This is a genomic window from Mesorhizobium sp. M0340 (assembly GCF_040321535.1).
Classification (GTDB): Bacteria; Pseudomonadota; Alphaproteobacteria; order Rhizobiales; family Rhizobiaceae; genus Mesorhizobium.
The window spans coordinates 275,082-292,104 of the sequence record NZ_JAMYRR010000002.1 but is presented as its reverse complement, the minus strand read 5'-3'; the positions used below and the strand labels follow the sequence as shown (position 1 = coordinate 292,104).

Annotated in this window: 11 protein-coding genes; 1 reads left to right on the top strand and 10 read right to left on the bottom strand. The window is 63.5% G+C overall.

What is annotated here, in order from left to right; genetic code table 11:
• Positions 1-2 precede the first annotated feature (2 nt).
• From NKI79_RS04080 to NKI79_RS04035, 10 genes are all read right to left on the bottom strand, one after another.
• Positions 3-3,374, bottom strand: a complete 3,372-nt coding sequence (locus tag NKI79_RS04080; RefSeq protein ID WP_352800036.1) for a transglutaminase family protein — start codon at positions 3,372-3,374, stop codon at positions 3-5.
• 442 nt (positions 3,375-3,816) lie between these two features.
• Complete coding sequence (locus NKI79_RS04075) at positions 3,817-5,022, bottom strand: acyl-CoA dehydrogenase (RefSeq protein WP_352800034.1); 1,206 nt, start codon at positions 5,020-5,022, stop codon at positions 3,817-3,819.
• Between the two features lie 239 nt (positions 5,023-5,261).
• Entirely contained in the window at positions 5,262-7,574 is a 2,313-nt protein-coding gene (locus tag NKI79_RS04070) for a Tex family protein (RefSeq protein WP_254817001.1), read from the bottom strand.
• Between the two features lie 123 nt (positions 7,575-7,697).
• Positions 7,698-8,879: a serine hydrolase domain-containing protein gene (locus tag NKI79_RS04065; RefSeq protein WP_352800032.1), complete on the bottom strand. Its 1,182-nt coding sequence runs from the start codon at positions 8,877-8,879 to the stop codon at positions 7,698-7,700.
• A 31-nt stretch (positions 8,880-8,910) separates the two neighbouring features.
• Entirely contained in the window at positions 8,911-10,107 is a 1,197-nt protein-coding gene (locus NKI79_RS04060) for a serine hydrolase domain-containing protein (protein WP_352800031.1), read from the bottom strand.
• A 64-nt stretch (positions 10,108-10,171) separates the two neighbouring features.
• Entirely contained in the window at positions 10,172-11,206 is a 1,035-nt protein-coding gene (locus NKI79_RS04055) for an ABC transporter substrate-binding protein (protein ID WP_254816998.1), read from the bottom strand.
• A 23-nt stretch (positions 11,207-11,229) separates the two neighbouring features.
• The gene (locus NKI79_RS04050) at positions 11,230-12,030 is read right to left on the bottom strand and encodes an ABC transporter permease (RefSeq protein ID WP_352478301.1); all 801 of its coding nucleotides are present in this window, start codon (positions 12,028-12,030) and stop codon (positions 11,230-11,232) included.
• Positions 12,023-12,943 carry an ABC transporter permease gene (locus NKI79_RS04045; protein WP_352800028.1) on the bottom strand — a complete coding sequence of 307 codons (921 nt, stop codon included), beginning with the start codon at positions 12,941-12,943 and terminating at the stop codon, positions 12,023-12,025. The genes NKI79_RS04050 and NKI79_RS04045 overlap by 8 nt, the downstream gene beginning before the upstream one ends.
• Complete coding sequence (locus NKI79_RS04040) at positions 12,943-14,037, bottom strand: ABC transporter ATP-binding protein (protein WP_352478297.1); 1,095 nt, start codon at positions 14,035-14,037, stop codon at positions 12,943-12,945. The genes NKI79_RS04045 and NKI79_RS04040 overlap by 1 nt, the downstream gene beginning before the upstream one ends.
• Before the next feature lie 139 nt (positions 14,038-14,176).
• The gene (locus tag NKI79_RS04035) at positions 14,177-15,847 is read right to left on the bottom strand and encodes an amidohydrolase (protein ID WP_352800026.1); all 1,671 of its coding nucleotides are present in this window, start codon (positions 15,845-15,847) and stop codon (positions 14,177-14,179) included.
• Positions 15,848-15,988: 141 nt separating this feature from the next.
• Between NKI79_RS04035 and NKI79_RS04030 the strand changes: the two genes are divergently transcribed.
• A complete protein-coding gene (locus NKI79_RS04030) occupies positions 15,989-17,020 on the top strand; it encodes a histone deacetylase family protein (protein ID WP_352800024.1) in 1,032 nt (343 codons plus the stop codon).
• Positions 17,021-17,023 lie beyond the last annotated feature (3 nt).

Below are 17,023 nucleotides of genomic sequence, written 5' to 3'. Positions count from 1 at the left end.
GATCAGAGTCTTTGCGGTCGCCGAAGGTCAAGGGTCATCGGGAAATCTTCAGAGGCTTCTTCGTTGCGCAGCACATAACTGGACGGCGTATGGCCACGCGGCTCGAAGCGGGCGAGCCGCCGCGCCTCCGCTTCGTTGCCGTTGACCGGGAACGTGTCGTAGCTGCGCCCGCCGGGATGCGCGACGTGGTAGACGCAACCGCCGACCGCGCGGCCCGACCATCGGTCATAGATGTCGAAGACCAGCGGGGTGTTGACCGGCAGCGCCGGATGCAGGCCCGACGCCGGCTGCCAGGCCTTGAAGCGCACGCCCGCCACCGCGATCTCGCGGTTGTCGGTCACCTTCATCGGCACCAGGCGGCCGTTGCAGACGACCGCGTGACGCTCCGGGTTGAGCCCCTCGGTCTTCACCTGCAGCCGCTCGACGGAGGAATCGACAAAGCGCACGGTGCCGCCGATCGCGCCTTGCTCGCCCATCACATGCCACGGCTCCAGCGCCTGCCTGAGCTCCAGCTTGAGACCGGCATGCTGGACCTCGCCGCAGAACGGGAAGCGGAATTCGAGCTGGGCGTCGAACCATTCCGGACGGAATGCAAAGCCGTTCAGCTTGAGGTCGTCCAGCACATCGAGAAAGTCAGCCCAGACATAATGCGGCAGCATGAAACGGTCGTGCAGCGAGGTGCCCCAGCGCACGAAGCGGCCGTCAAGCGGGTTCTTCCAGGCCCGAGCGATGATGGCGCGCACCAGCAATTGCTGCGCCAGGCTCATGCGCGCGTTGGGCGGCATCTCGAAGCCGCGGAATTCGACCAGCCCGAGCCGGCCGGTCGGCCCGTCCGGCGAAAACAGCTTGTCGATGCAGATTTCCGAGCGATGGGTATTGCCGGTCACGTCGGTCAGAAGGTTGCGGAACAGCCGGTCGACCAGCCACGGCAGGGGTGCCGCGCCCTTGTCCGGATGCGGCACCTGCGCCATCGCGATTTCGAGTTCGTAGAGCGAATCGTGGCGTGCCTCGTCGAAGCGCGGCGCCTGGCTGGTCGGGCCGATGAACAGGCCGGAGAACAGATAGGACAGCGACGGATGCCGCTGCCACTGCAGCACCAGGCTTTTCAACAGGTCGGGGCGGCGCAGGAACGGACTGTCATTGGGCGTTGCGCCGCCGACGACGACGTGGTTGCCGCCGCCGGTGCCGGTATGGCGGCCGTCGATCATGAACTTGTCGGCGCCAAGCCGCGTCTGCCGCGCCTCCTCGTAGATCGCCGTGGTCGTCGCCACGCAATCCTGCCAATTCGCAGCGGGGTGGATATTGACTTCGATAACGCCGGGATCAGGTGCCACACGGATGACGTTGAGGCGCGGATCGTGCGGCGGGCCGTAACCCTCGATATGCACAGGCAGGCCAATAGCCTTTGCCGCGTTCTCCGCCGCCGCGACCAGTTCGAGATAGTCCTCCAGCGCCTCGACCGGCGGCATGAACACACAAAGCCGTCCGTCGCGCGGCTCGACCGAAAGTGCCGTGCGCACGGCGCCACCGATCTCGGTGATCTCCTGTTCGACGCGGTCCTGCTGGCCGGTGGCGGCCGTGAAGGAAACGGCCTGCTGGCGTCGCGCCATTTCGTCGGCGCCTTCAAGTTCGGCCGGAGCGGGCGAAGAAACAGAACCGGGCAAGATCGCCTCACGCGCCGGCAATGGTCCGCGCGGCAGCGATGGGTCGACCGGCACGATGTAGGGGAACTGCGCCGGCGGCACGTAAGGCAGCGTGCCGAGCGGCAGGCGGTAACCGACCGGTGAATCTCCCGGCACCAGGAACAGCCTGCCGCGCCGCGTCTTCCACTTCTCCGAGCGCCAGCGCGGTCCTGACGCCTGGCTGTTCCAGCGCTGGACAGGCAGCACATAGCCCGACGGCTTGGTCAGCCCGCGTTCGAACACCCGCGCCATGCGGCTGCGCTCCTCCGGGTCCTCCAGCTTCGAATTGGAAGGATCGACGTTGTCAGGCAGCTTGCCCTCCTTGAGCAGCCATTCGGCGGGATCCTCATAGGCTTCGCTGACCATCGTCTTGTCGATGCCGAGTTCGTCGGCAATCGCGGTCAGGAGGCTCTCGGCCTGCATCGGTCCGACATCCGCCTCGCTCTTTTCATGCGCGATCAGCGACGGGTCGCTCCACACCGGCTCGCCGTCGGTGCGCCAGTAGAGTGAGAAGGTCCAGCGCGGCAGGCTTTCGCCGGGATACCACTTGCCTTGCCCGTAATGCAGGAAGCCGCCCGGCGCGAAGCGCTCGCGTAGCCGGCGGATCAGCGCATCGGCCTTTTCGCGTTTGGTTGGCCCGACGGCGGCGGTGTTCCACTCTGCAGCCTCGAAATCGTCGATCGAGACGAAGGTCGGCTCGCCGCCCATGGTCAGCCGCACGTCGCCGGCATCAAGCGCGGCGTCAACCTGATTGCCCAGCGCATCGAGCGCCTGCCAGCTCTCGTCGGAGAACGGCTTGGTAATGCGCGGATGCTCGGCGATGCGGTCGACCCGCATGTCGAAGCCGAACTCGACATTGGCGAAGCTCGCCATGCCGGAGATCGGCGCGGCATTGCGGAAATGCGGCGTTGCCGCGAGCGGCACATGGCTTTCGCCGGTGAGCAGGCCGGAGGTCGGGTCGAAGCCGATCCAGCCGGCGCCCGGCAGATACACCTCGCACCAGGCATGAAGATCGGTGAAATCGGTCGCCGTGCCGGGCGGCCCGTCAAGCGCGACGAGGTCGGGCTTCAGCTGGATCAGGTAGCCGGAAACGAAGCGCGCAGCGATGCCGAGGTTCCTCAATATCTGCACCAGGAGCCAGCTGGAATCCCGGCACGACCCCTTGCCGGCGGCCAGCGTTTCCTCGGGCGAGAAGACGCCGGTTTCCATGCGCACGATGTAGGCGATCTCGCGCTGCAGCCGCGCATTGAGGTCGACGACAAAATTGACGGTGTTGGTCGGGCCGCGGTCGAGGGTTTTGAGGAATGCCTCCAACAGCGGCCCCGCCGGTTCCGGCGTCCGGTAGATGGTCAGATCGTCCCTGATCTCTTCGGGGTATTCGAACGGAAACGTCTCGGCCGAGGGCTCGACGAAGAAATCGAACGGATTGTAGACCGTCATGTCGGCAACGAGATCGACCTCGATCTTCAGTTCCGTCACCGGCTCGGGGAAGACGAAGCGGGCAAGGAAATTGCCGTAGGGGTCCTGCTGCAAATTGACGAAGTGATTTGCCGGCCCGACCTTCAGCGAATGGCTGAGCACTTTCGTGCGGGAATGCGGCGCAGGCTGCAACCTTATGACTTGCGGGCCCAAGACGACCGGCCTGTCGTATTTGTAGTGGGTCAGGTGATAGACGGCTGCCAGAATTGCCATGGTGCCCCTGAAGTCGGTGTTTCAAAAGGAGTTCGCTGAACCCTGACACGAATGCTGAGCATTCTCCAAGCAGAGATGTTGCGCTGCACCTAAATTAAGCAGCTTTCATAGCTCACGAAACGGAGCGCCGACCCCTGGATTCCGCAGTGTGGCGGCAAAACGTTGCAACGCTGCAGAGCCGAAGTGCGGCGGGTCAGCACCGGGCGCTTCCCGCCGATATCGATGATCGGCAGCACCGCGATGCTTCGTCCAAAACAGCGGAAAAGAAAAACCCGCCTCGGCGGGCGGGTCGTTGGAGCCAATTAGCACCATATCCAAGTTAGTAGCATAGCTGCCGGCACAAAGCAAGAACAAAATGTGGCATGGTCGACGAAAGTTGCCGATCTCCCGCTTTGCGAGGGGAGATACCAGTTACGGGCATCCTGGAAGCGGAGCCTGAACCCTAAAAGAACGCCTGCAACCCGGTCTGCGCCCGTCCGAGGATCAGCGCATGCACGTCATGCGTGCCCTCATAGGTGTTGACGGTTTCCAGGTTCTGGGCGTGTCGCATGACGTGGTAGCCGATCTGGATGCCATTGCCGCCATGCATGTCGCGGGCCTGGCGGGCGATGTCGAGCGCCTTGCCGCAATTGTTGCGCTTGACGAGCGAGATCATCTCCGGCGCCATCTTGCCTTCATCCATCAGCCGCCCGACGCGCAGGCTGCCCTGCAGGCCGAGCGCGATCTCGGTCTGCATGTCGGCGAGCTTCTTCTGGAAAAGCTGCGTCCCGGCCAGTGGCTTGCCGAACTGCTTGCGATCAAGGCCATACTGGCGGGCGCGGTGCCAGCAATCCTCGGCCGCGCCCATCGCACCCCAGGAGATGCCGTAGCGCGCCCGGTTGAGGCAGCCGAACGGTCCTTTGAGACCCGAGACATTGGGCAGCAGCGCATCTTCGCCGACCTCGACGCCTTCCATCACCACTTCGCCGGTGATCGATGCGCGCAGCGACAGCTTGCCGCCGATCTTCGGTGCCGACAGCCCTTTCATGCCCTTTTCCAGGACAAAGCCGCGAATCTGGTTGTCATGCGCGCCCCCAGTTTCCTCGGACAACTTTGCCCAGACGACGAAAACATCGGCGATCGGCGCGTTGGAAATCCACATTTTCGAGCCGGAGATCCTGTAGCCGTTCGCGGTCTTCTCGGCCCGCGTCTTCATGCCGCCCGGGTCGGAACCGGCATCAGGTTCGGTCAAGCCAAAGCAGCCGATCCATTCGCCCGACGCCAGCTTCGGCAGGTATTTCCTGCGCTGTTCTTCCGAGCCATAGGCATGGATCGGATACATCACCAGCGACGACTGCACGCTCATCATCGAGCGATAGCCGGAATCGATCCGCTCCACTTCCCGCGCGACCAGCCCGTAGGTGACGTAGTTGGCGCCGAGCCCGCCATATTCCTCGGGGATGGTAATGCCGAGCAGACCCGCCTCGCCCATTTCGCGAAAGATCCCGGCGTCGGTCTTTTCCTCGAGGTAGGCTTCCTCGATCTTCGGAGCGAGCTTGTCGGCTGCAAACGCCGCGGCGCCATCGCGCACCATGCGCTCGTCCTCCGAAAGCTGGTCCTCGATCAGGAAAGGATCATCCCACACGAATGCGTTCTTGTCGGCGGCCATGGCTCTCGGTCTCCCAAACTCATGCATGTCGCCCAAAGCTTGCCCGCGGGCCTGACCCGAGGGTGTTCGGCAGCCTGGAGATAACGACATGCATCGAAACAGAAATCTTGAAACGCGCGGCTTATCGGCTCCCGTCCTGAAAAAATCAAACGAAATAGCTTCGCCGATCTATGAGCATTGGTGATGGATCATCAATGTCGAGCGCCGCCGTCTGACCTGCCACAGCCCGGCTCGCGAAATTATTTCCGCTTTAACGCATCGGCCAACGCGGCGCCGAACGCGCCCTGCTGCGCCGGCCGCTCCGGCTGGCGTTGGGGCGCCGGCGCGCGCGGCACCGGCCTGCTGCCATTGTCGCGTGGCTTCGGTGCGCCACCGTCGCCATCCTTGCGCATCGACAGGCCGATGCGCTTGCGCTTGATATCGACGTCGACGACACGCACTTTGACCACGTCGCCGGCCTTGACCACCTCATGCGCGTCCTTGATGAACCGATCAGCCAGTTGCGAGACGTGCACCAATCCGTCCTGGTGCACGCCGATATCGACGAAGGCACCGAAGGCCGCGACATTGGTGACGGTGCCTTCAAGCTGCATGCCGGGCTTCAGATCCTTGATGTCGTCGATGCCATCGGCAAAGGTCGCGGTCTTGAAGCCGGGGCGCGGATCGCGGCCGGGCTTTTCCAGCTCCGCCAGGATGTCGCGCACCGTCGGCAGGCCGAAGCGCTCATCGACGAAGACGCGCGGATCGAGCGCCTTGAGTGCGGCGCTGTCGCCCATCAGAGAGCGAACGTCGCGCCCGCAGGCCGCAACGATCTTCTTGGCCACGCCATAGGCTTCCGGATGCACGGCGGAGGCATCGAGCGGCTCGCTGCCGTCGGGAATGCGCAGGAAGCCGGCGCATTGCTCGAACGCGCGGGGTCCAAGGCGGGAGACCTTCAACAGCTCGCGGCGGTTTGCGAACGGGCCGGTCGCGTCCCGGTGCGCAACGATCGCCTCGGCCAGCGATGCGCCGAGACCCGAAACCCGCGCCAGAAGCGGCGCTGACGCCGTGTTGAGGTCGACGCCGACGGCGTTGACCGCATCCTCGACCACCGCTTCCAGCGAGCGGCCGAGGCGGTACTGATCGACGTCGTGCTGATACTGGCCGACGCCGATCGACTTCGGCTCGATCTTGACCAGTTCGGCGAGCGGATCCTGCAGGCGCCGGGCGATCGACACCGCCCCGCGCAGCGACACGTCGAGGCCGGGAAATTCCGCCGCCGCCGTTGCCGAGGCGGAATAGACCGAGGCACCGGCTTCGCTGACGATCACCTTGAGCGGCTTCGGCCCGGACCCGGCAGGCATGTCAGCCAGCATGTCGGCCACCAGCCTTTCGGTCTCGCGGCTGCCGGTGCCGTTGCCGATCGAGATCAGCTCGACTTTATGCAGCCGGATGAGCTTGGCCAGTTCGGCCTGCGTGCCGCGGACATCGTTCTTCGGCGGGAACGGATAGACCGTCGTCGTCGCCAGCAGCTTGCCGGTGCCGTCCACCACCGCCACCTTGACGCCGGTGCGAATGCCCGGATCGAGGCCCATCGTCGGCCGTGAGCCGGCAGGGGCGGCAAGCAGCAAATCCTTGAGATTGCGGGCGAAGACATGGATCGCTTCTTCCTCGGCCCGTTCACGCAAGTCCCGCATCAGATCGAGCGTCAGGTGCAGCGACAGCTTTATGCGCCAGGTCCAGCTGGCTACTTCCATCAGCCAGCGGTCTCCCGGCAACTGGCGGCCGATGGCATAAGCATCGGCAATCATCCGCTCGACCGGCTTCACCGGCGAGGCATCGTCGGCATCGACCTCGATGTCGAGCGACAGAACCTCCTCGTTGCGGCCGCGCAGCATGGCCAGCGCGCGATGGCTCGGCACGTTGGCCCAGCGCTCGACATGGTCGAAATAGTCCGAAAATTTGGCGCCGGCCTCCTGCTTGCCGTCGACGACGCGCGACCGCAGGAATGCGCGTTCCTTCATATAAGTCCGCAATCTGCCGACCAGGTCGGCATTCTCGGCGAACTGCTCGGACAGGATGTCGCGCGCACCCTCGAGCGCTGCCTTGGCGTCTGCCACGTCTTCGCTGATATAGGCCAGCGCCAGCTCGGCGGGCATGGCCGTACGGTCGGCGAGAATAGCTTCCGCCAGCGGGCCCAGCCCACGCTCGCGCGCGATCTCAGCCTTGGTCCGGCGCTTCGGCTTGTAAGGCAGGTAGATATCTTCGAGTTCCGCCTTGGTCACGGCAGCAGCGATTTTCGCTTCAAGCTCCTCGGTCAGCTTGCCCTGCTCGCGGATCGAACCAAGGATGGTGTCGCGGCGCGCGTCGAGTTCGCGCAGATAGGCGAGCCGCTCGGCAAGATCGCGCAGCTGCGTGTCGTCGAGGCCGCCGGTGACCTCCTTGCGGTAACGCGCCACAAACGGGACTGTCGCGCCGTCGTCCAGCAAACCGATCGCCGCCGCAGCCTGTTCGGGCCGCGCGCCGATTTCGGCGGCTATGATGGTTGCGATGCGCTTGATGTCGGATGCCATGTCCTACCTGTCGTTGGTCGAAAAGAGCAGCGACCATAGGCGGAGACGCCCGCTGCGCCAACCGCAGCGTTTTCAACCCGCTGAAAGGTCCACAGGAAAGCTGCATAAGCGGTACGGATCGGATCAGACCATCCGGCTCAGCGCCTCGAAGAAAGAAATCAAATCCAGATCGAGCGGATCGTCGACCGGTACCGGCTGCGACGACATCTTTGCGATCACCATTTCAGCCATCGGATTGACGTAAAGCCACTGGCCGTGGATGCCGATGCCGCAGAAGGCGCCGCTTGCCGCGCCCGTCTGGTACCATTTGTTGCGATAGCGGCCACGCGGAAACAGGGACGCCATCGTGCCGCGCCGCCATGCCTCGGCGTCACCGCCGGTTTCGGTCGTGTCGCGCATCCAGGCTTCCGGCACGACGCGGCGGCCATTGGCCACGCCGCCTTGCCGCATCATCTCGCCGACGCGCGCAAGGTCGCGCGGTGTCACCGAAATGCCGCCGGCGGTACGCGCCGTGCCTTCCATGTCGACTGTCACCGAGGCGTCGCCGACGGCGCCGAGCGGCTCCCATAATTTCTCGCGCATCAGATCGGCGAAACGCTGGCCTGACGCGCGTTCGAGCAGGATGCCGAGCAGGTCGGAATTGGGCGAAAGGTAGCGGAACGTCCGGCCATGCGGCTCGGTCAGGCCCTGCAGCGTCGTGAGGAAAGTGGCCAGGCTCTCGGTACCCCCGCCTGGATTCCACAGCATTGCACGGCGATAGCGGGCGAAGGCGCTTTCCGGATCGAGATAGGCCTCTTCGAAATCGAGGCTGACACTCATGTCGAGCACGTGCCGCACACGCGCATCGCCATAGGCCGAGCCGGCGGCTTCGGGCAGGTAGCGGCTTACCGGAGCCTGCGGATCGAAAATCCCCTCGCCTTCCAATATGCCAGCAACAATGGCGGTCAGCGACTTGCTGATCGAAAAGACGATGTGGCGCTCACCGAACTCCATATGCGGTGCAAACCAGTCGCCGACGAATTTGCCGGCTTTCATGATCGTCAGCGCGTCGGTGTCGGAGCGCGCGAGAAACGCCGCGACAGTCTCCGCGCCGCCTGCCAGAGTGACCTTTTCGCCAAGTAGCCCGCCGAAATCCTGCGCCGGCGCCTCGCTGCTGCCCGGCCTTGCCGTCACGGCAGCGCTCGGCACCAGCTCGCCGACATTCTGGAACGACCACCGGCTGAACGGGCTTTCCCGCCAATTGCCGAGCAGCACTTGGTTTCGGGCAAAGCCATACCTGGTCTCGAACGCGGTCTTGCCGGTCATAGCGTTTCCTTCAGTATCTTTTGGCCGAGTTTCAGGCGAGCGCCGCGGCGATGGCGTGCACCGCTTTCAGCGTCGCCACAGAATAGGCGACGTTAGTGAAATCCGGATAGCTCGAAAGCTTGACCACGACCATTTTCGTATCCCAGTCGATGTGGATCAGCTGCCCGAACACGCCACGGCACATCAGCGCCCGCGAGCGCGGATCCTCGATCCAGAACTGGTTGCGATAGCTGCCTTCCGGCAGGCTGGGACTGAAATCCGGCCCATGCCTGCCATTGCGCGTCGCCTCGATCCAGTCGGCCGGCACGACGCCGCCGCCATTGCCGAGGATCAGCTGGCCGAAGCGGCCATAGTCGCGCAGCGTGGCGTTGAAGCCGCCATCGGCAACCGCATAGCCGGCGCTATCGACGGTGAAGCAGGCACTTTCATCCGCGCCGAGCTTCTGCCAGAGCTCTTCCGAGACCAGCTGCGCCAGGCGCTTGCCGCTCACCCGTTCCATGATGAAGGCAAGCACGTCGGTCTCGATCGAGCGGTATTCGAAGGCAGCGCCGTGCGGCCGGCTCTTTTCCTTGAGCCCCAGGATCAGTTCGAACATATGCGATGGCCAGCGCAATTCCGGATCGCTGTCCGGCGGCACCGGCTTCCAGCCGGTGGCGACATCGACCTGGCCGATGTCGGAATAGGGGTCGGTGTATTCCTCGGAAAAGCGCAGCCCGCTCGTCATGTCGAGCACATGCTGCACGCTGGCGCCCTCCCAGCCGGTCGCTTCCAGCTCCGGCAGATAGGTGGTCACCGGCAAACCCGGATCGATCAGTCCGCGTCCGACCAGAATGCCGAAGACCGATGCGGTGACCGACTTCGCCATCGACTGCGACAGATGCAGCGTGCGCTCGGTCATGCCGTTGAAGTAGCGCTCATAGGCGACCTTGCCGCCCTTCAGCACCAGGAAGCCGTCGGTGTAAGTCTCGTCAAGCAGTCCAGCCAGCGTCGTCGGCTGCCCCATGCTGTCGCCCACCGGCAGCACGTCGAGATCGACCTCGGCTCGCTCCAGCCTGTGGCGATGGCCATTGCCGCGCCAGACCTCGACGGTCGGCAGGATTTCGCGAATATGCTGGAACGCCCAGCGGTTCCATGGCGGCCGGTCCCAGTCGAGCTTCGGCGGCACCATCCGCGGCGGCGAACCCTGCATGATCGGCGGCGCCGGTTCGCTGTTGCGATAAGAAATCATAGGCAGTCCGATCGCCGGGAAAAGGCCCGGCGGCAATTGCCGCCGGGATTCGTCCGGATGTGGATTACTTCTGCAGTTCGGTCCAGATCTTGCTGTAGATGGCCTGCACTTCCTCTGAACACAATTTTTGCAGCTCGCCATGCGCCTTGACGTCTTCCGGGATGATGACTTCCGGCGCATCCTTCATATCGGCTGGCATGTACTTGTCGGAACCGGCAATGCCGTTGGCGTAGCGGTGGAAGGCGGACAGGCCGGCGGCGTTTTCCGGATCCATGATGAAGTTCTGGAACAGCTTGGCGTTCTCGACATTCTTTGCGTCCTTCAGGACCATGACATTGTCGCTCCAGAGGCCAAAACCTTCCTTGGGATAGAAATAGTGGATCTTGGGATTCGCCAGCCGCTGGCGCAGGGCTGAGCCGTTCCAGTCGCTGGTTGCCTTGAAATCGCCGGCGCCCATTTTCTCGATGGTATTGTATTCCATCGCGATCCAGTTCGGCTTGGCAGCAACCAGTGTGTCACGCACCTTCTTCAGCGTTTCCTTGTCGCTGGCGCATTGCGCGCCGCCGACATATTTGGTCGCCGCGAACATGACGTCGTTCATTTCCGGCACGACGTTGACCTTGCCCTTCAATTCGTCGGGTGTGTTGAAGATGATGCCCCAACTGTCCGACGGCCCCTTGTAGACATCGGTGTTCACCACGATGCCCACCGTGCCCCAGGCCCACGGCACGGAATATTTGCGGCCGGGATCGAAATCGGGATTGGCCCATTCTGGCGCCACGTTCTTGAAGTTCTCCATCTTGCCGGGATCGGTCTCCTGCACGAGGCCTTCCTTGATCCAGATCGGCACGAAGGTTTGCGAAGGCACCGCGATGTCGAAGCCGGTGCCGCCCTGGCGAACTTTGGCCAGCGCCGTATCGTTCGAATCGTAATCGGTGATGGTGACCTTGACGTTGTATTTCTGCTCGAACTTTTTGATCACATCGGGGCTGGTGTAGTTGCCCCAATTGTAGATGTTGAGCTCACCGTCGGCTCGAGCAAGGCTCGTCGAGGCGAGCAGCGCCAGCCCGATGGCGGTCGCCGTGGTCTTCCAGTTCATGGTCTTAGCTCCCATTTTCATGTCTAGTCCCGTTTCCTGCTGATGAAGAAAAACAACGTCACGATGGCGACCGACAAGAGCAGGAACACGGTCGATATCGCGTTGATCTCCGGCGTTATTCCCCGCCTGATCTGACCAAGCATGTAAGTGGGCAACGTGTCCTGGCCGCCCGATTTCACGAACTCGGTGATGACAACATCGTCGAGCGAGATGACGAAGGCCAACATCAGTCCCGCCAGAATGCCGGGCCACAGCAGCGGCAATGTAATGCGCCTGAACGTCTGCCACGGCGTCGCGTAGAGATCGGCGGCGGCGCGCTCCAGCGTCAGGTCCATGTTCTCCAGCCGCGCCCGGATCGGCAGATAGGCAAAGGGAATGCAAAACGCCGTATGCGCGGCGATCAGATAGCCGAGCCCCGAATAGCCGGTGAATATCTTTATGCGCGAAAAAAAGATCAGCAGCGCCACGCCGGTGACGATCTCGGGCACCATCAAAGGCTGGTTGATGGCGGCATATTTGAAGGTCAGGCCGGGATAGGGCGGCGTGCGCGTGGTAGCCAGCGCCGCCATGGTGGCGAAGACGGTGGCCAGGATCGCCGCCGTGGCGCCGATCTGAAAGGAGCGCAAGGTGGCGTCTATGACTTGCGTGTTCTGCCACGCCGACTGGAACCATTTGAGCGAAAAGCCGCCCCATTCCGACGTCGAGGTCGCGGCGTTGAAGGCATAGACGACGAGCACGACGATCGGCAGATAAAGCACGACGAAGCAGGTGGCGGCGATCGCGGTGAAGCCGGACTGATGCTTGATGGAGAAGCTGCTAGCCATGACGCATCTCCGATTGTCCGGCATTGCGCACATAGGCAAGCAGCGCCACCATGACGATGACCATCACAGCGATCGACAGCGCCGAGCCGAGCGGCCAGTTGCGGCCTTGCCCGAACTGCAATTCAATCAGGTTGGAAAGCATCATGTTCTTGCCGCCGCCCAATAGGCTCGGCGTGACATAGGCGCCCAGCGCCGGGATGAAGACGAGGATCGAGCCAGCGACGACGCCGGGCTTGACCAGCGGGAAAATGATGCGCCTGAGCACCTGGAAGCGCGTCGCATAAAGATCGTATCCCGCTTCGACCAGCCGGAAATCGAGCTTCTCCATGCTGGCATAAATCGGCAGCACCATTAGCGGCAGATAGACATAGGCCATGCCGATAAGGATCGCTGTGTCGGTGAAGAGTATTTGAACCGGAGCGGAAATGATGCCGAGCTTGAGCAGCACCGTGTTGATCAAACCCTCGTTGCGGATGATCTGCAGCACGGCGAAGGTGCGGATCAGCAAGTTGGTCCAGAACGGTATGGTGATCAGGAACAGCCAGAGATCGCGCGTCTTCTCGCTGCGCGTTGCCATGAAATAGGCGGTAGGAAAACCAAGGACCAGGGTGGCGAGTGTGGTCACGATGGCAAGCTTGATCGAGCGCCAAAAGATGGTGACATGGGCAGCGGCGAGCGACAGCGTGTCGTCGAAGATGTCGCGTTCCATGAACACCGAAATCCACGCCTCCGGCGAGAATTGCCACTTCACGTCGCCATAAGGACCGGGTGTCAGGAACGAATAGACCAGCACGATCAGCAATGGGCCGGTCGCTGCCAGGAAGATGATCAGCAGGGCCGGCGCCGACAGCAGCCAGCGGTCGCGGATGTCGCGCCGTTCGGCCGCCTTGGCGACTTCTTCCGCGCTCGCCATCAATCCCTCAGCACTTGCGCGGCGTCGTTGCCGATCGAGACGCCGACCTTGTCGCCCCGCTCGAAACCGCAGCCTGCGCTGCGCGTGTTCTGCTGGCGCACGGTGAAGGCTTCGCCGCTATCCAGTTGGACATGAATATGCGTGTCGGTACCGAAATAGACGATGTTTTCGACGGTTCCGGAAAGATCGCCCTTGCCGCCGGTCAGCTTTGCATGTTCCGGCCTGACCACCAGCGTGGCATTCGCCTTCGGCTGGAAGCCCTCAGCCACCGTCGCGTCGATCGTCGCGCCGGATTTTAGTGTCGCGCGCGCCTTGCCGTTGCCGATGCCGGTGATGGCCGCGGTCAGGAAATTGGTTTCGCCGATAAAGTCGGCGACGAAGCGCTCGGCCGGCTTGTCATAGATGTCCCAGGGCGTGCCGACTTGCAGGATCTTGCCGGCTGACATCACCGCGATGCGGTCCGACATGGTCAGCGCTTCTTCCTGGTCATGGGTGACGAAGATGAAGGTGATGCCGGTCTGGTGCTGCAGCCGTTTCAGTTCGATCTGCATTTCCTTGCGCAGCTTGTAGTCGAGCGCCGACAGCGGCTCGTCGAGCAACAGCACTTTCGGCTGCGGCGCCAGCGCGCGCGCCAGTGCCACACGCTGCTGCTGGCCGCCGGAGATCTGGCTGGTGCGGCGGGCACTCAGCGCCTCCATCTTGACCAGCTTCAGCATCTCGGCGACGCGCGCCTTGATTTCGGTCTTCGGCTTGCCCAGCATCTCAAGGCCGAAGCCGATATTCTCGGCCACCGTCATGTGCGGGAACAGCGCATAGGACTGGAAGACGGTGTTGACCGGCCGCTTGAACGGCGGCAGCGGCGCGATGTCCTGGCCATGCAGCAGGATTTCGCCTTCGCTGGGGAAGTCGAAGCCGGCGATCAGCCGCAGCAGCGTCGTCTTTCCGCAGCCCGACGGTCCTAGCAGCGTGAAGAACTCGTTCTCGCGGATCGACACCGAAACCGTGTCGAGGGCGGCGACTTGTGCGTCCCCGATACCGAACACCTTGCGGACGCCGCGAACCTCGATTGCACTCTTACCCGGTTGATCCGGCACGCATTACCCCATTCTCATGTCCGCTCTTGATGGCGGATCCAGTTCCCATTCGATTGTCAGCATATGCCGGTCGGCTTGGCAATCGTGCATCTGGGCCTCGGTTCAAAACGCAAGCTCCGTGCCATCGTCAGCGCCATCATCAAACCTGATAAGTGATCTTGCCGCCGCAGATGGTGCTGACCGGATGCAGCTTGTGCAAGGAAGCCGGTTCAGTTGCCTCGATATCGGCCGACAGCACCACCAGATCGGCCAGATAGCCTGGTTTCAGCCGGCCCTTACGGTGCTCCATGAATTCGGCATAGGCGCCTTCGACCGTGTAGCCGGCAAGCGCCTCGATCAGCGAGAAGCTCTGGTCGGGGTCGCCTTCTGCCCACGGTTTGCGCAGCATCGCCGCCTGAATGCCCAAGATCGGGTCGACCCGCGACACCGGCCAGTCGGAAGCGAAAACGACATGCGCGCCCGCCTGCTTCAGCGTCCGCCAGGCATAGCTGAGCGGCCATCTTTCGCGGCCGATGCGCGAAAGCGTCGGTTCCAGCGGGAAGTCCATTGCGCCGGGCGGGTGCGGCGGCTGCATCGAGGCGATGACGCCAAGTTCGGCGAAGCGTGGCACGTCGGCGCCGGTGATGACCTCGATGTGCTCGACGCGGTGCCGGCTGTCGCGCCTGCCGTTCTTCCGCCGCGCCGCCTCGTAACCGTCGAGGACCGCGCGCACCGCGCCGTCGCCTATCGAATGCACGGCGATCTGCAGGCCGCGTCGGTCGGCCTCCAGCGCCACCTCGGCGAAATGCTCCGGCGTGAACAGCGGCTCACCGCGCCAGCCCGGCCGGTCGGCATAGTCATCGACCATGACTGCGGTCCAGCCTTCCAGCACGCCGTCGTAAAACATCTTGACCATGCCGGACGACAGCCATTCCGATCGGTAGGCGGAGGCCATGCTCGATGCCTTTTCCAGCATGGCGAGCGTCATGAAGTTCTTGAAATGAAAAGGTATCTTGGTGCGACAGAGCAGCCGCCCTTCCTGCTCCAAACCGGCAAGCAGTTCGAGCTGGTAGAGGTTGCCGTCCATGTTCTGGATCGAGGTGATGCCGTGGCGGGCGCACCATTCCAGCCCGCGACGCATGAGGTCGCGATCGGCCGCGACTTCGGCGGCGGAAGGATACGGGTCGGGCTCGCCGCCTGTCGCAAGGCCGAGCCGCACGCGGTTCTGCCCGGAAAGCTCGAGGATCGGCCCGAACGCCTCGCCCTCGCGCAATTCGCCGGCCGCGAGACCGTCGGCGCCCATGACGATCTCGTTGCCGGGCCCGAGTTGCTTGCCATGCAGGATGCCGGCCAGCTCCAGCGCCTTGGTATTGGCCCACATCGTGTGGTGATCGGAAGCCGACATCGCGAACGGCCGGTCGGGGATGATGCGGTCGAGATGGTGGCGGGTGACCGGCTCTTCCCTGGACAGGATGGTGTAGTCGACGCCGGCCCCAAGCAGCAGCTTGGCGTACGGTCGTGCCGCCGCGTAGGCACGGATCGCTTCGCTCAGCGCATCGAAGCCATGCACGCCCTGAAGGTGCAGATTGTCGAGTTCGGCGGCGCCGCCGAAAAGATGCATATGTGCTTCGATGAAGCCCGGCACCACCGACCCGCCTTGCGCATCGATGACCTTCGTGGCCGGCCCTTTCAGCGCGCCCTCGATCGTCCGGCGATCGCCAACCGCCAGGATGTTGTCGTCCTTTATCGCCACCGCCTCGGCCGTCGGATCGCCTTCGTCCATGGTCAGCACACGGGCATTGGTGACGATCAGGTCGGCATTTGAACTCATGATTACCCGCGGTTCGGTTGCGCTGCCGACAGGCTAGACGACCGGCTGCCGGGCCAGCAAGCCATGGCTGGTTGGCCCAGCGCCTTGTGAAGGGCCATGCGGGACGGTTAGGGTCGCCGCGTCTCACCACGGAACAATTTCATGAAGACTGTTTTTTCGCCTCTCCATGCCGGCCATTCCGGCAATGTCGAATTGATCGCCGGCGCCATCGTGCCCGCATTTGAAAAGCCTTCGCGCGCCGAGTTCATCAGGGCGCGGGTGGAGAGCGAAAAACTCGGTCCGATCCTGCCGCCGGAAATCCACGACCTCGCCGCCGCCAGGAAGGTGCATGCCAGCGACTACATCGATTTCCTGCCGACCGTGTGGCCGCTCTGGGAAGCATCGGGCCGCAGCGGTTCGGCGATTCCCTTCACCTGGCCGACGCGCGGCCTGCGCGGCGACGTGCGCCCGAAAGGCATCGATGCGCTGCTCGGCTTCTACTCCTTCGACGGCGGCGCGACGTTCGTCAAAGGCACATGGGACGCGATCAAGTCGTCCTATGATGTCGCGCTGACAGCCGCCGCGCTGGTCAAGGCCGGTGAGCCTTCCGCCTTCGCGCTGTGCCGCCCGCCGGGGCACCATGCCGGCGCAGCCTTCATGGGCGGCTATTGCTTCATCAACAACGCCGCCGTCGCCGCGCAATGGTTTCGCGACCATGGCGCCGGGCGCGTTTCGATCCTCGACATCGACTATCACCACGGCAACGGCACCCAGGAGATATTCTATCGCCGCGGCGACGTGCAGGTGCTGAACCTGCATGGCGATCCGATGACCGAATATCCCTTCTTCCTCGGCCATGCCGACGAGCGCGGCGAGGGCGACGGCGAAGGCTTCAACGACAATTATCCGATGCCCTTCGGCACCGGCTGGGAGGTGTGGAACGCATCACTCGAGGACGCCTGCACGAGGCTTTCGGCTTATGCTCCTGACGTCGTCGTGGTTTCGCTCGGCGTCGACACCTTCGAGAAGGACCCGATCAGCCAGTTCAAGCTGAAAACGGGCGACTATCCCAGGATCGGCCGCCGCATCGCCAGGCTCGGCCTGCCGACGCTGTTCGTCATGGAAGGCGGCTACGCCGTCGAGGAGATCGGCATCAACGCCGTCGGCGTGCTGACCGGCTTCGAGGACCGCTAGAGG

Coding starts and splice junctions, on each gene's coding strand:
- NKI79_RS04080 (WP_352800036.1), bottom strand. CDS start 3,374: ATGGCAATTCTGGCAGCCGTCTATCACCTGACCCACTACAAATACGAC.
- NKI79_RS04075 (WP_352800034.1), bottom strand. CDS start 5,022: ATGGCCGCCGACAAGAACGCATTCGTGTGGGATGATCCTTTCCTGATC.
- NKI79_RS04070 (WP_254817001.1), bottom strand. CDS start 7,574: ATGGCATCCGACATCAAGCGCATCGCAACCATCATAGCCGCCGAAATC.
- NKI79_RS04065 (WP_352800032.1), bottom strand. CDS start 8,879: ATGACCGGCAAGACCGCGTTCGAGACCAGGTATGGCTTTGCCCGAAAC.
- NKI79_RS04060 (WP_352800031.1), bottom strand. CDS start 10,107: ATGATTTCTTATCGCAACAGCGAACCGGCGCCGCCGATCATGCAGGGT.
- NKI79_RS04055 (WP_254816998.1), bottom strand. CDS start 11,206: ATGAACTGGAAGACCACGGCGACCGCCATCGGGCTGGCGCTGCTCGCC.
- NKI79_RS04050 (WP_352478301.1), bottom strand. CDS start 12,030: ATGGCTAGCAGCTTCTCCATCAAGCATCAGTCCGGCTTCACCGCGATC.
- NKI79_RS04045 (WP_352800028.1), bottom strand. CDS start 12,943: ATGGCGAGCGCGGAAGAAGTCGCCAAGGCGGCCGAACGGCGCGACATC.
- NKI79_RS04035 (WP_352800026.1), bottom strand. CDS start 15,847: ATGAGTTCAAATGCCGACCTGATCGTCACCAATGCCCGTGTGCTGACC.
- NKI79_RS04030 (WP_352800024.1), top strand. CDS start 15,989: ATGAAGACTGTTTTTTCGCCTCTCCATGCCGGCCATTCCGGCAATGTC.